The following is a 14,178-nucleotide window of genomic DNA, read 5'->3' on the forward strand; positions in this document are numbered from 1 at the left end:
GATAAAAAACCATAAAACGTTACTTTTATTCATCATCAATACGATTTTTCGGTGCGAAACGCTTAGGCGGTAATTTAAAGGCCTCAAAGCCATCTTGTTGGTTCTCATGGAAAGCCGCTTTAGCTGGTGACTTCTTATGAACCTTTTTAGAGGTTTTAGGTTTTTCTTTTTTATCCGCTTTCTTGCCTTTACTCGGCGTATCTTTCACGGGTTTTAACCCTTTAAATTTGGGTTCTAAACCTTCTATCACTTCTGTATCAAAGCTTTTTTTTAGGAACGCTTCTATGGCCTTAAAACTAGGCCAATCTTTAGGGCCTACTAATGAATAGGCCTCGCCTTTAAAACCAGCTCGACCTGTACGGCCTGTTCTGTGTACAAATTCTTCCGCTTGCTTAGGAAGGTCAAAGTTAAACACATGGGAGACACTAGCAATATCCAAACCACGGGAAGCGATATCCGTACTGACCAATACATTAAATTGGCCTTTAGCGAAGCTTTCCATCGTTTTGTTACGGGCACTTTGCGATAAATCCCCATTAAGTGACTGGGTACTAAAGCCCCAAGAGTTAACCACCTCAGCTAAACGAACCGTATCACTTTTTGTCGCGGTAAAAACAATGGCTTGCTTCATGGTTTGGTTAGTTAATAAGTGTTTAAGCAACGCCTCTTTATGGTCTAAGTGATCACACAACAAAATGTGTTGAGAGATATCTTTATGCTCATCAAAACCTTGTCCAATCGCCACTCGTGATGGCTCTTTTAATAGCTCTGCTGCGATATCGCTCACATCTGTATTATCTAATGTAGCCGAAAAGAATAGCGTTTGTCGTTGTCTATGGTTTGCAGATGAGTTAATCGCTCGCATGGCTTCTGCAAAGCCAAGGTCTAACATGCGGTCAGCTTCATCAAGAATCAACAACTCCAACCCTTCTAGGTAAAAGTTTCGCTGCTTTAAATGGTCTACAAGGCGACCTGGTGTGGCAACAATAAAGTGAGGATCTTTTTGCAGCTGTTTGTGTTGATCATTGAAGTTTTCACCACCTTGAATTAACACAGACGTAAAACGACTTCCTGCTAGTAAAAGCCTAAGTTGACCAAATACTTGCTTAGCTAGCTCACGTGTAGGCACTAATACCACCACACGAGGATCACGTCTTGATAACGCTTTCTTCTTGTAAACCCTGTGCAATGCAGGCAAAAGGTATGCAAGTGTTTTACCCGAACCCGTTTTTGATGATGCCAATAAATCTCGCCCAGCCATCGCTTCAGGTATCGCACGCGCCTGAATTTCAGTGGCATGTTCAAACCCTAAATGGCCAATGGAGTTTAAAATACGATTATCAAAACCAAATTCTTCGAATAACAAAAAACACCTCTTTCACATAATAATAAATCAATGACTTATTATACCTCAGCCTTTGCAAATAGCGTCACTCATCTTTCATCAATAAATACGATTTACCCGCACTTATGATACCTACTCCTTTACCAAGCTCATTTTCCACTGGCTGCAGCTCATTCATTAACGCATAAAATACATTTCGGCTTATTAATGCTTTCATTCCATAGCGCATAGAAACATACGGCCGCTCTTCACTTTTCCCTTCATTTTTAAAAGGCTCTAACCAAAGATCACTATTTATGCCTATTTGAAGAATATCTTGCGTCAGTGTTTGTAACTCAAGAGTTTGACCTTTATCTGTTTCTAGCCAGCGCCACTCAGTCACAAGAAATGGCGCATCTTCCACCTGAATTCGAACTTTTTCTACGGGCGTTACTAAAAAATAGTCGCCATTTTCAAACCAAAGAATGCGACTAAACATACGCACCATAGCAGGCCGAGAAATTTTTCCACCTTCATGAACCCAATCACCGTTAGACTTAACAATCAAATCCATATCGCCACAAAATTCCGGAGCCCATAGATGCACAGGCGGCAAGTCGTTTTGGTCAAACCTTTTAAGCCCTTTTAATTCTATCGTCGTCACACCTTAAGCCCCCAGTTAGATATGAAACCAAATTTTCATTAGTAACATATTAACTTACTTCACATCACCTACAATATTATTCAACTTTAAAGCAAAGCCTTGAATTAAATTCACTGTTAGAATAGTTCAAATCTAATCAGGCGAGCTTCCATCAATATTCTAATGAGGCCGCATGATAATTTATACCAAGGCATTTAAAGCCATATTCTTTCAGAGCACAGAATTATGACATCCGAGTTGAGTAAAAAATTTCAAGACCCTAGTCGAGGGGTGTATTTCATCGGCACAACACCACCAAAGTCGACATTTGAAGAACCTAAATTAGAAGAAGTAAGCCAGAAACTGCTTGAACGCCTTGAACATATTGAAGTAGATGGGCTCATTGTTTACGACATTCAAGATGAAACTAGCCGAATTGACAAGCCACGTCCATTCCCTTTTATGGAAACCCATGACCCTAGAGCATGGTCAAAACGCTTAAGCCAAGCATCTGGCAAACCTGTCATTACCTATAAGTCTGTTTCTTCCCGTAGCTCTGAAGAGTTTTCAAATTGGCTTTCTGAAGCTTGGCAAGATTACAATATTCGTGATTTGGTTCTGGTTGGCGCCCCCTCCTCTGACGGCGATATTAAGCTCCCTCTGCCACAAGCTTATAAGACACTAGAAGCATCTGCCCACCCTTTTAATCTTGGGGGAGTGACCATAGCAGAACGCCACGCTAAGAAAGGGGATGAACATCAGCGCTTGATGAAGAAAACAGAAGCGGGCTGTGAATTCTTTATATCGCAGGCTGTCTATAACCCTCAGGCTACAGCAGACCTTATCAGCCAATACGCTAGAGCGTGTAAAGAACAAGAGCAGACGCCGAAGCGTATCATTCTTACTTTTACACCTTGCGGTAGTGCCAAAACCTTAGAGTTCATGGAATGGTTAGGTATATCTGTACCGGACGCCACTAAGCACAGAATTCTAGATTCAGAAGCGCCATTAGCAGAATCAATCAAAATCTGCCGTAACGCACTCGAACAGATTATCGAAACCGCATTGCCGCTTGGTGTGCCGCTTGGCCTTAACATTGAAAGCCTAACTAACCGTAAAGAAGAAATAGACGCTTCTATTCAGTTATACAAGCTACTTAGGGCAACACTGGATCTTAAATTAGCAGAACAAGCTATCCAATAACTTGTTCTAACTTAGAAAGCACTTCTTCGACACGAATATGCTGCATGGCCTTCGGGTCATGCACACGTGTAGACCATTTCAACTCAGAGAGCGGCTTTTCATACTCTTGTTCTACAAGCTCTTGATAAACGCTCACTACCTTATCTAAATCCTGATAAGGGCCAGTTCTTTCCGGATTTGAGTGAGCATATAGCCCCAAAACAGGCGCTCCAACCAAAGTCGCCATATGGGCAGGACCAGTATCAGGGCTAATGACTAGCACTGCCCCTTTCAAAACAGACAACATGACATCTAACTTGGTTTTACCAACAAGATTAATAATCTGACCTTGTCGCTCTCCAATCACCTCAAGCGCAAACGACTTTTCTTCGTCAGAAGGGCCGCCAGTAATCACTGGGCAGATTCCTTTATCTAAAAGCTTATCAAGCACAGCATGATAGCCCTCTAGCGTCCAGTTACGCTCTGAATTGGAAGCAGAAGGATTAAGAACAACATATGAGCTTGGCAAGTCTAAATCAGCCTTAGGTAACACAAGATCACAGGGTAAATTAGGCTTATCCACCCCAAGTACATTTGCTAAAGACAAAAACGAGTCGAGGACATGTTGCCCTTTAGGCTCAGGCGCCTGCTCGTTAACAAACCAATGTTGTTTTTCGCGGGAGTGGGATAAAGCAAAACCAATACGTCGTTTTGCTTTAATCATGCGAGATACCATACTTGCTCGTAAAGACCATTGCATATGCAGTAGCACATCAAAGTGAAATGACTTTAATTGTCTACGCAAAGCAAACAAACCTGAGTAGCCGCTTTTTTTATCATACTCCACTACATTAATGCCCTCTAATAAGCGAACTAAATTCGCCTCTAAGGGGGAAGTTATCCATGTAACCTGCATATTAGGGTGCTTTTTCATCACGGCTTGTACGACAGCCATGGCATGACAAACATCCCCTAAAGCAGACAAACGAACGACAGCCAAATGCTGAATACTCTGTTGCGACATATAGATCTCTAGTGCTGCTAAAATTCAGCAAGTATTATAGAATAGTCACCCTTGAATGTGTCCATATTTATGGCCATAAGAAAAATTGAATTGAAGCGAGCCCTATGCCACAAGCCACTCCATTGTCGCCAAAGACCTTTTTGTTAAAAAGTGACTTAGCACAACCTATTACAGAAGCTTGGTTTGACCCTGATTTTTGGCATTCTCAACAAGCATTAGCAGGCACAGGCAATGGCCGAGGCGCGGTATGGTTTGTAGATAGCCAATACGGCCAATTTGTCATCCGCCGTTATCGTCGCGGAGGGTTAATCTCCAAGTTTAATAAGTCCTCATTTTTATTTACAACTCAACAAACCACTCGCCCGTGGCAAGAGCTTGAGCTATTAGAAAAAATGCGTGAATTAGACCTCCCTGTCCCCAAACCGGTTGGTGGCCTATATTCTATTAAATATGGTTTTTACCAAGCCTCATTATTAATCGAAACCATCCCCAACGCGGAAGATTTGTTTACATTAATAAAAAGCAAAGAAAGCTCACACCTTCCTTGGCATGATATTGGTAAAATCATTAGGCGCTTTCATGATTGCGATATTTACCACTCGGACTTAAATTGTCACAACATCATGATAGATAAAGACGCCAAAATTTGGCTTATCGATTTTGATAAATGCCAACAAAAAACAGGCGATGCGTATTGGAAACAAGCCAACATAGATCGTTTAAAGCGCTCATTAGATAAAGAGTCCAATTTACACAATACTTTTAACGTATCAGAAGAGATGTGGCTGTCTTTTCTGGAGGGATACAATGGCTAAGCAAAGCACACTGAATAAGAGCATTAAAGAATTTATTGGCCCTAAACACTGGCCAACATGGATTGGAATGGGCATTGCGTACTTATTAAGTTTTCTACCTTGGTCCGCCCTTCAAGGTGTAGGTAAAGTACTAGGTAAAGTCTTATATTTGGTTGCTTCACGACGCCGCCATATATGCGATGTGAACTTCAAAATTTGCTATCCAGACATGACGAAAGCAGAAAGAATCAAGCTCACTAAAGAACACTTTGAAAGCCAAGGACAAGGTCTACTAGAAACCTTTGCCTCATGGTTTCAGAACAAAAACCGCTTTGCTTCAAAGATCACTTTTGAAGGTGAGGAAGTTATCAAAGATGTGCTAGAGAGAGGCCGAGGCTGCATTCTTATTAGCGGCCACTTTTCTCCTTTAGACATCTGTGGAAGCCAAGTCCCTCGCATCCTAGATGTTCACCCAATTTACAAATTACAAAGAAACCCTGTTTTAAACTGGGTAATGGAAAGGCAACGCAAAGCCCTCTTCAGCAAAACAATTGAACGAAGAAGCATGCGAGAAGTGCTAAAGTCTCTGAAACAAAACAAAGCGGTTTGGTATGCGGTTGACCAAGATTATGGCCGATCAGACTCTGTTTTTGCACCTTTCTACGGACGCGAGTGCGCGACCATCGCACACATAGCCCGCATTTCAAAAATGACCAATGCGCCCGTTGTACTTTACGATTACGGTAGAACTCAAACAGGTTACCACTTAAGCTTTTCTGAAGTAATAGACTTCCCTACAAAAGACGATGTAGAAAACGCGACACGAATGAACTCATTAATGGAAACGGCCATTGAGAAAAAACGAGAGCAATATTTTTGGGGGCACCGCCGCTTTAAAACACAAGTAAATAAAGCTGATCCTTCTCCATATTAAGAAGCTTCTATATACGGTACGGGGCTGAGCAAAACCCATTAAATAGAATATCTATTAAATGGGTTTTTATTGTTTATTAGCAGCTCCTCATAGCACTACACCATCAAGAAAGTGATATTAATCGTATTGCTAAACTAACGGTTTTCCAAACGATTATAGTCCAAAATACCACTTTCTCTTGGCCTGTCTATTGAGTTTAGATTGGCTATAGCATCGCTAATAAGCCAGAAATTTGGGTGTGTTCGTCGGACACCAAAATCATCCAAAAGTACTGTATAGTCCTTCCGAGATTTTAATCTAGAAACTTGATCGACCCAATTTATCAATTCGCTCTCTTCAACCTGCATCAAGACATTCGGGTAATCTCCCAATACACCTTTTACAATCGTAACGCTATCTTCTGCAGGTAATCGAGTCGAGGCCTCACCCAATAAGCTAGAAATATTCGAATGGGCTTTGTTATGAATCAGGCTTAGCACTTCTGCAGGATCACCTTGCTTGGTAATTAAAATAGTGGCGACATCAGGCAAGAAAGCTAATCCACCGCCCTGAACTGTCTGAAGTTTATGAAGAGCTTTTATATGTGCCGAAGATAAGTCGCTTTGCTCTAGGTCATAACTGTAATCGAGCACGTTGGCCAGGTTTTGACGCAGTTTTTCATAGAGTTCAGCTTGACGGTCGTTAGTTTGATATTGGATTTGAGTATCTCGGTCCATTTTTATGTAATCACTGAAAATATAATTTTTGATAGTCTGACTCACGTCTCGATACCAATACTTACGTATTTCTTCTCTATCCTTTTTGGGCAACAGCATTAAGAAGTTCATTTCCCCTTCCATGCGTAAAAAATCCATATATAAGCGTGTTACCAACTGATGACCTATATTGCCGTATACATCAAACCCAGCAACTAATAGATAGTGAATGCGCTCCAATAAAGGATAATCAATAATCCATGAAGTTTTAGGGTGTTGTCCAACCATTCCTCTGACAACGGAAGCATTATCAAAATGCCGAAAAATAGTCAGTACTGCATTTTGATTATTACCGTCACCATCCCACAAAATATTTAAATCCAATGGGATTTTTTTGGCGACATCACTTTCAATTAAATCTGCTTTTGCAGAAAGGTAAGATTTTTGTTGCTCAGAAAAGATCACCCATGAAGCCAAAGGCAATGTATTGCTGGTACCAACAGCAGGAAGATCAAGCCCTTGTACTTGATCTTCAAGATAGTCAGCTGATGTTTTATTCTGCCCAAGCTCAGGTTCAAGAAAGTAGACCCAAAACTGTTCATTAATGACATTTACCGCCACTTGACCTCGGCACACAGGCCCTTTAATAAATGCCATAATGGTATTTTGAGCATGATCTAATAAGAAGCGATAACGCGCATGCGAAGGAATCTCGCGAAAAACCTTAAAGGGGTTGGTCGCCACTTCTCTGGAATAGCCAGGATCTTTTGTTACTTGATAATCTTCACCATAAAAATAAGATATCCAGCGAGTATAACGAGCCTCATCTAGCTGCATAGGAATATGGTTTTTTTGTACTTTGGTTTCATGATCAACTACAAGGCGATAGTACACCTTGTCAACACCAGGATGGTCATAAGGTCGACGTGTTGCGATGCGGTCAACAGGTTCTCCCGTCGGTGTTTTAGATCGTACTAATTGAAAGCGGTAATCTTCACCATCATCAATATACAAGCGATACAAATACAAATGTTCATAGATGTAGCGTGAGATCAGCTGACTTTTTAAGTCATCACCATTGAGCCGAGACTCCCATAACTCGACTTGTCTCTGCAATGATAATGGCAGTGCTTTTGCGGCTGGCATTTTTCCTCCCTTAGCCAACCAGCGAGTCAAAATACCATATTCATTATTAGTTAATGCTGGCAGTCCATACGGCATTCCCCAGTTTGGGTAATCTTTTTCAAACTGAGAATACGCTTCGATGCTTGAACACTGTTGCTCACGCGCTAACGAAAAATCATAATCATCAGATAAAATAGGTTGTGTGAACTCACCTTGTTTTTTGCGTAAGGCTATTGAACGATAAAGTAAGCTACCTTGTAAGTTCGCAGATGGTGATTGTCCACGCTCATTCAAAACAGGGTGAAACCCTTTCTTTCGCCACTCTTGAGTATTTTGGGCATCAATAAACAACCGTGTCGGTGTCGCTGCTAATAAACGAGTTCCATCATACACCAGATCTTTTGAGCCACCTCGTTCAATGCCTGCAGATGTCGTTAACTTAAGCTGGCAAGGTGCATCGTAACAAGCATGACAGGACACGCAGCGAGTCTCTAGAATTGGTTTAACTTGCTCATTGTAAAAGGCTTCATTTTCTTCACTAACGTTACTAAAACGATTCGAAGGGTTTTCGACACCAAAAAGGTTGTCAAATTGATGTGTCGCGTATGCAGTACAACCAGATACCAGCATAAAAAAGCAAAGAAGAGTTAACCACCGAGACATAAAGTATTTCCTTTGGTCACTTCAAAAAATAGGTAAACTAAAACCCACTTACAATTGAGTTGTATTCAGCCGGTTTAAGTAGATTCAAGATAGCTAATTAAGAAAAGGAAAAGCAAGGAAGCTCATCTGGGGTACATCCAACGAATTACTCTCCAGCGAGCTGAATGTAAATGGTTCACTCAAGGTTAAATTACTTAACAAAAAATGTTAGTGCACTGTTAGGGCAGGTACAGAAAACACTCTATTATAATCAATAATTTACAAGTGACTTCACACCTATGAAGTCACACTCCATTAAATAATTCATGTAAATCATTGAAGCCAATGAGACGCTAGCTACTTATCTTCCTCGTCAACAAGCATATCATCGTCAGGGTAATCTTCCGATAACTCGTAAGCTTCTTCGCCCATATCATCATTAGCAAGTAGCAAAGCTTCTTCATAGGAACCACCAAACTCAATACGAGTGATGTCATATAAATCATAATCAAAGGTTTCATCAAACCAGCGCGCATCAGAGCCAATTTCTTCTAGCTCGTAAGTGACAGCATCTGCTCGTATTATACGGCCTATCTCACAGCTGTCTGGTTCTACTTCTTCACGATGCAGTGTTACTAGGCCAAACTCTTCACTTATATCAGTCAACAATACTGCCAAGTCGTCGAGATCGACTTCTGGATCAACAACTTCTTCTTCACGAAGCTCTAACACTTTCTTTTGAAAATCATTGAAAGGGGCTGGGTGAACAAAATCACTAATATCTTCTAAAAACAGGATTTGATAGCCATTCAATCGAACACTTTCATCTACCAATTGAAGCAGAACCATTTCTTCATTGGCATCCACAACAAAACCATCAGTCCAATTATCTGGTCCATCCAGTTCTTCACGAAATATACGAACAACATTATTTCGCGTGCGGGCTTTCTCTAATTCGATGAGCATATCGGATCCCTTAAAAAAACATAAAAAAATAAACTTCGGCTAGTGTAAACCTAGCCAGCGCAAGGAACAACTATTGCAGCACCTCATACCAGCTTTCGACCATTTTAATAAGGTCTTCTAAACCGCATTCTGCTTGAATACCATCCGTCGATGCGCGATAAAAACTATCTTGTGAATCAAACATGGCTTTAATTTCTTCTTCTGCAGATTGCATATCCACTTGTCTTGAAACCAAAGTACCCTCTTCGCTAAAGATCACTTTAAAGGGGCCATGATTGAACTCTGTCACTTCTTTATCCGCTTCGGCTAATCGGGCAGCGACTAACACTTTTTGTACTGTCTCTACATCTTTCAAATACACAGATACCCATTCAGCAATCGCTGAAAATTGATAATCTGTTTGTACTTTGTAACTACTTTCTTCCTGATCAAAGGCTATTTCATAGTCCATAACCTTTTCCTCCCCTTGTTAACTATTTGTCATGTTTCTTATCTTGGTAAGCACGCTGACTCGCTTGTTGACGTTGAGGCATAGCGGCAGCCAATCGGGCTTGTTTAGCGGCTTCTTTTTTCGCCTTGGCTTCTTCTACCAGAAGCTCTTCACGGGCGATCATCTCTGGCGTTTCCATGATATAAGGGCCAATAATTCCGCCCCTAACATCATTCAAAAATACCTCAGCAGCTTTGTGCATATCTATCTTGCCACCAGCGCGCAAAGCACCTCTTTTTGAGCCAATGATTTTTAACAGTTCATAGGCATCTGAAACTTTTTCTTTTAGCTTGTAGCGGGTAGCTAATGCATCCCAATAATCACTGATAAAAAAGGCTAAGCCAACTAGAGCCACATCTTCATAATCAATCGCAGTATCACGTACCGCTCCGGTTACGGCTAAACGGTAGCTGGCATCTGGGTTTTCGATTTTTGGCCATAGAATTCCGGGGGTATCAAGAATCTGAAAGCCTTCTGTGACTTTCAGTTTTTGCTGCGATTTGGTGACAGCAGGCTCATCGCCCACTTTCGCTATTCGTCGCCCAAGTAGAGCGTTCATCAGACTAGACTTACCAACATTTGGAATACCTGCGATCATGGCACGTATTGGCTTTTCCGCACTGCCTCTATGTGGCACCATCTGCTTTACCCAATGGCTTATTTTACTGACATCGGCCTTGTCTAATGTCGAAAAAGGATGGGCTAATATACCTTCATTACCCGCCCAATGCTTGAGCCATAAATCCAAGCGGTCTTTATCTGCTAAGTCTTTTTTGTTTAATAAACGGAGGACAGGAACGTCACCCCTTAATGTGCTTAACATTGGGTTTTGACTAGAGTCAGGAATGCGAGAATCTAATACCTCAATAACCACATCGACCTGTGTCATGACATCTTCGATTTCTCGACGTGCCTTGTTCATGTGCCCCGGATACCACTGAACGCTCACCTAATCCCCCTTTATACCTAGTATTTTTTCGGTGGCGGATTCTACCACAACTTCTATAAAGAGTAGGAAAAATCCTCTTCCCTAACAACTGAAGACATAGCTTCCATGGAGAGAGCCCCATCTAAGAGAATGAAAGTTAGACGAAAAACAAAGAAAGTACCTATACTGAATATTGTCGAACAAACAAGAATATGGAACCTGCCGTAAACTTCTATTATTCGATCATTGCTCGATCGGCTTAATCATAGACCTGTTTGCCGAGGTGCATTCGCCTCGGCTTTTTTATCCTGCAACTCTTTTACATAAGAAAGTAAATCAGGATATAGAGATAAGAAAGGCTGCTCTGCTTGCAAAATCACTTCAGGTAGTTCATCAACAAAATCTTGTAGATAATGACCATACCGCCAACGTTTCATAATAGAAAATATCGCTTTTTCCACCCCACTATAAGTACCTAATCCTGCCAGCCAATTATGATGTTCTAGTGAGGTGATCATATTCGCCAAACGTACTGGACAACGGCCCTTATCTCTCGATAAATCGATTACCACTTGCTCGCAAAAGTCAGTCAAAGAAAGGGAGCCAAATTTCTGCCAATTTTGCACCAGCCAATAGTCCATTAAAATATCTTGAATGATGCCAGCAAAGCGACGTCTACCACTACGTGGTAATGCTCTAAAGGCTAAACTCGCAGGATGCTTGTCAACCATCACATCCACTTGTTGGTGCAGTTGCCAGCCTATATACAAGTCTGAATCTAGGCTGTTCACATCAACAGAAAAGTCGCCCAGTAAGTTACCCGCAGGGGATGTGTTAGTTAGCTGAGCAATATGTAAGTGCGCTAAATAATTCATTTATAGAAAATGATAAATCCATTTATTTTGATAACTCAACTATCATAGGGTCTACCTCTAGAGCTTGAGAAGATATGGGCTTACTAAATAAATAGCCTTGACCAATATCACACCCGAACTCCCTTAACAAAACCAGTTGTTCCTCGTTATCTATGCCTTCAGCTACAACTTTCATTCCTAAATCATGACTTAGACTAATAATGGCCTTGGTTAACGCCGCATCACTTTTATTTAGCATAATTTCACGAATGAAAATTTGGTCGATTTTGACTGAATCAAAAGGTAAATCTTTCAAGTAACTCATACTAGAATAGCCTGTACCGAAGTCATCTAAGGCAATGGTAATACCTAAGCGACTTATGTGGCGAAGCACCTCTGCGCAGCCTTCAGGATCTTCAATTAAAATAGACTCCGTCAACTCAATTTCCAATGAACTAGGATCAACTCTGTATTCATCTAACAAAGAGAGTAAGTGTGGTAAAAAGTTGGCTCGTTTTAACTGCTCTGCTGAGCAGTTAATTGCAACAGGAGGAACGGATAAACCTTGCTCCTTCCATGCGAGTATATGACGAAAGGTTTGTTCAAACACCCATTCACCTAACGGCACAATGATCCCTGTCTGCTCAGCGATAGGCACAAACTCTGCTGGGGAAACACTACCTAATTCCGAATCATTCCATCGTAATAATGCTTCTAAGCCAACACATGCATCAGATGTAAGGTCTACTTTGGGTTGAAAGTGAAGCTCAAACTCCCCTTTCTTAAGTGCATACCTTAAACGCGATTCAATACGTCTATTACGCTCAAGACGCTCGCCCATCTCACCGTTATAGAAATAATAGCTTGATCGACCTAAAAATTTAGCCTGATATACAGCCATATCAGCATTTTTCATCAATGTCACTGCATCCTGCCCAAACTCAGGAGCCAAAGCAACGCCAACCGAGCAGCTTATACTTAAGGTTCGTCCAGCAACAAAATAACTTTGCCCCAGTTGCTTAATACTATCTTGAACAAGAGCCTCTAACTGAGAAGAATCGTTTACATCATCGCGAGATAAAAGTATTAAAAAGCCATCTTCACCTAGATAACCAATTTCAGCTCTATTAGAGAATAAAGAAAGCAAACGCTGTCCAACAGAGGCTAATAACTTATCGCCCACGTCGTAACCAAAGGCATCATTAATATTTCTAAAGTCGTCTAAATCAACGACTAGTGCTGCAAGGCACTTTTCTTCTTGCTTACAGGCGTTAAGCTGATTATCTATTATTTGCTGAATACGGTAGCGGCTATGTAAGCCCGTCAACTCATCTTCTTCAATATTCTTTCTCACTACATCTAAAGCCCTGTGGTAGGCCGTTGACAGTTTGTGTACATAGAAAGTTAAAATACAAGCCAACAGTGCAAAGAAGAGTAAAGGCGTAATCACCACACTCCAATTAATTAGACCTTTTACGGGCGTAGTATGAATCATATCAACACGATACTGACGGCCTGAGTAAGTCATGGTATGCGAGAAAAATTTTCGGCTAGACCACACGGAATCTTCCGCAGTTTGCAGAAACCAATTAACCGCACCATCCTCTTCGATATTCGCCATACGGTAAGATATGGGGCGCTCATTTAACGTGGAAATACTCTCTAGCAACGCTCCCATACGAAAGTAAGAACCAACAATGCCATGAAAGCCAACTCTATCTGTTAATTTATTTCGCCTTATATCAAAGGGTAAATAAACAGGTGCCTTGAGAATAAAAGTATCAGCTATGGTGCGCTTTACCCACCCTGGTAAAGCAATGCTAGACGGTTTAGAAAGTGTTACATCAAAGGAATCTCTAGCAAGCCTAACAGACTCCGCATGACTATATTGAGGATACAGCAGATCATAGCCATGTTCTAACTGATTTGGGTAAGCAAGTGTCAGTGGTAAATACTCCTCCCGATCACCAGCTGGGCTAATAAAAAAATCAGGATTACCTAGAGCCAACTGCTGATTCATTTCATAGTCTGTTTTACGGTTATGGGGTACATATTGTGCGAAATAAAACCCCACATCGCCAACGTTTGTTAAACCACGAATAAAGCTTTCAAACTGTCTTTGGGTAAGAGTGTTATGGCTGGTTTTTATTAAAGAAGCTACAGACAGAATATTTGCCGACTGCTCATCCAATTTAGCCGTCAGTGTATTAACAAGATGTGAGCCCGATAAATTTTGAGCGGAGTAAACGCGTTTTGTCTCTTCATAATACATGGTTAAACTGGTCGCAACACCACACAATAAAATGATGCCTGAGACGACATAAAGTACACGTTTATTCATTACACGACTTTTTAGCGAAATCATTGCTCACTCATTAATATTCTAAAATACACAACCAAACTGGCAGCATTACCACTTCAATTAACGAATTGAATTTAAATGTAAGTGCTGAATTACCAACTTTACCCAAAAAGACACTTAAAAAATACAAAGCCTATACATACTGAACGGTTATCGCACTATTTAATGTTTATTTCTGTTACAATCCACGCATTATTTCTTCTATTCAAACAGGC

12 protein-coding genes are annotated in these 14,178 nt (G+C 41.0%); 3 read left to right on the forward strand and 9 right to left on the reverse strand.

Annotated elements, in window-relative coordinates; genetic code table 11:
• Positions 1-25 precede the first annotated feature (25 nt).
• Both OFY17_RS04850 and OFY17_RS04855 read right to left on the reverse strand, forming a co-directional pair.
• Positions 26-1,366 carry a DEAD/DEAH box helicase gene (locus tag OFY17_RS04850; protein WP_263529593.1) on the reverse strand — a complete coding sequence of 447 codons (1,341 nt, stop codon included), beginning with the start codon at positions 1,364-1,366 and terminating at the stop codon, positions 26-28.
• Positions 1,367-1,430: 64 nt separating this feature from the next.
• Positions 1,431-1,988 (reverse strand): DUF1285 domain-containing protein, encoded by a 558-nt coding sequence (locus OFY17_RS04855; RefSeq protein WP_263529594.1) that lies wholly within the window; start codon positions 1,986-1,988, stop codon positions 1,431-1,433.
• 225 nt (positions 1,989-2,213) lie between these two features.
• On the opposite strand from OFY17_RS04855, the gene OFY17_RS04860 reads away from it, so the two are divergent.
• Complete coding sequence (locus tag OFY17_RS04860; protein WP_263529595.1) at positions 2,214-3,170, forward strand: methylenetetrahydrofolate reductase; 957 nt, start codon at positions 2,214-2,216, stop codon at positions 3,168-3,170.
• On the opposite strand, the gene OFY17_RS04865 is transcribed toward OFY17_RS04860, so the two are convergent.
• Positions 3,160-4,173: a glycosyltransferase family 9 protein gene (locus OFY17_RS04865; protein WP_263529596.1), complete on the reverse strand. Its 1,014-nt coding sequence runs from the start codon at positions 4,171-4,173 to the stop codon at positions 3,160-3,162. The two genes, OFY17_RS04860 and OFY17_RS04865, sit on opposite strands and share 11 nt — an antisense overlap.
• Before the next feature lie 104 nt (positions 4,174-4,277).
• Between OFY17_RS04865 and OFY17_RS04870 the strand changes: the two genes are divergently transcribed.
• Both OFY17_RS04870 and OFY17_RS04875 read left to right on the forward strand, forming a co-directional pair.
• Positions 4,278-4,988: a 3-deoxy-D-manno-octulosonic acid kinase gene (locus OFY17_RS04870; RefSeq protein ID WP_263529597.1), complete on the forward strand. Its 711-nt coding sequence runs from the start codon at positions 4,278-4,280 to the stop codon at positions 4,986-4,988.
• Positions 4,981-5,901 carry a lysophospholipid acyltransferase family protein gene (locus tag OFY17_RS04875; protein ID WP_263529598.1) on the forward strand — a complete coding sequence of 307 codons (921 nt, stop codon included), beginning with the start codon at positions 4,981-4,983 and terminating at the stop codon, positions 5,899-5,901. Before OFY17_RS04870 ends, OFY17_RS04875 begins: the two co-directional genes overlap by 8 nt.
• Before the next feature lie 134 nt (positions 5,902-6,035).
• Here the strand turns inward: OFY17_RS04875 and OFY17_RS04880 are convergent, their stop codons facing one another.
• The 6 genes from OFY17_RS04880 to OFY17_RS04905 form a co-directional block, all read right to left on the reverse strand.
• Positions 6,036-8,384, reverse strand: a complete 2,349-nt coding sequence (locus OFY17_RS04880) for a fatty acid cis/trans isomerase (protein ID WP_263529599.1) — start codon at positions 8,382-8,384, stop codon at positions 6,036-6,038.
• A gap of 336 nt (positions 8,385-8,720) precedes the next feature.
• The gene (locus tag OFY17_RS04885; protein WP_263529600.1) at positions 8,721-9,329 is read right to left on the reverse strand and encodes a hypothetical protein; all 609 of its coding nucleotides are present in this window, start codon (positions 9,327-9,329) and stop codon (positions 8,721-8,723) included.
• A 70-nt stretch (positions 9,330-9,399) separates the two neighbouring features.
• The gene (locus OFY17_RS04890; RefSeq protein WP_263529601.1) at positions 9,400-9,780 is read right to left on the reverse strand and encodes a YacL family protein; all 381 of its coding nucleotides are present in this window, start codon (positions 9,778-9,780) and stop codon (positions 9,400-9,402) included.
• A 22-nt stretch (positions 9,781-9,802) separates the two neighbouring features.
• Positions 9,803-10,768, reverse strand: coding sequence for a ribosome biogenesis GTPase YlqF (gene ylqF / locus OFY17_RS04895; protein WP_263529602.1), 966 nt, complete (start codon positions 10,766-10,768; stop codon positions 9,803-9,805).
• 242 nt (positions 10,769-11,010) lie between these two features.
• Positions 11,011-11,622: an acyl carrier protein phosphodiesterase gene (locus tag OFY17_RS04900; protein ID WP_263529603.1), complete on the reverse strand. Its 612-nt coding sequence runs from the start codon at positions 11,620-11,622 to the stop codon at positions 11,011-11,013.
• A gap of 22 nt (positions 11,623-11,644) precedes the next feature.
• Entirely contained in the window at positions 11,645-13,966 is a 2,322-nt protein-coding gene (locus tag OFY17_RS04905; protein ID WP_263529604.1) for a bifunctional diguanylate cyclase/phosphodiesterase, read from the reverse strand.
• Between the last annotated feature and the right edge of the window lie 212 nt (positions 13,967-14,178).

The sequence above is a fragment of the Marinomonas sargassi genome, assembly GCF_025716875.1.
GTDB lineage: Bacteria > Pseudomonadota > Gammaproteobacteria > Pseudomonadales > Marinomonadaceae > Marinomonas > Marinomonas sargassi.

Coding starts and splice junctions, on each gene's coding strand:
- OFY17_RS04870 (WP_263529597.1), top strand. CDS start 4,278: ATGCCACAAGCCACTCCATTGTCGCCAAAGACCTTTTTGTTAAAAAGT.
- OFY17_RS04860 (WP_263529595.1), top strand. CDS start 2,214: ATGACATCCGAGTTGAGTAAAAAATTTCAAGACCCTAGTCGAGGGGTG.
- OFY17_RS04890 (WP_263529601.1), bottom strand. CDS start 9,780: ATGGACTATGAAATAGCCTTTGATCAGGAAGAAAGTAGTTACAAAGTA.
- OFY17_RS04875 (WP_263529598.1), top strand. CDS start 4,981: ATGGCTAAGCAAAGCACACTGAATAAGAGCATTAAAGAATTTATTGGC.
- OFY17_RS04885 (WP_263529600.1), bottom strand. CDS start 9,329: ATGCTCATCGAATTAGAGAAAGCCCGCACGCGAAATAATGTTGTTCGT.
- OFY17_RS04900 (WP_263529603.1), bottom strand. CDS start 11,622: ATGAATTATTTAGCGCACTTACATATTGCTCAGCTAACTAACACATCC.
- OFY17_RS04880 (WP_263529599.1), bottom strand. CDS start 8,384: ATGTCTCGGTGGTTAACTCTTCTTTGCTTTTTTATGCTGGTATCTGGT.
- OFY17_RS04905 (WP_263529604.1), bottom strand. CDS start 13,966: ATGATTTCGCTAAAAAGTCGTGTAATGAATAAACGTGTACTTTATGTC.
- OFY17_RS04865 (WP_263529596.1), bottom strand. CDS start 4,173: ATGTCGCAACAGAGTATTCAGCATTTGGCTGTCGTTCGTTTGTCTGCT.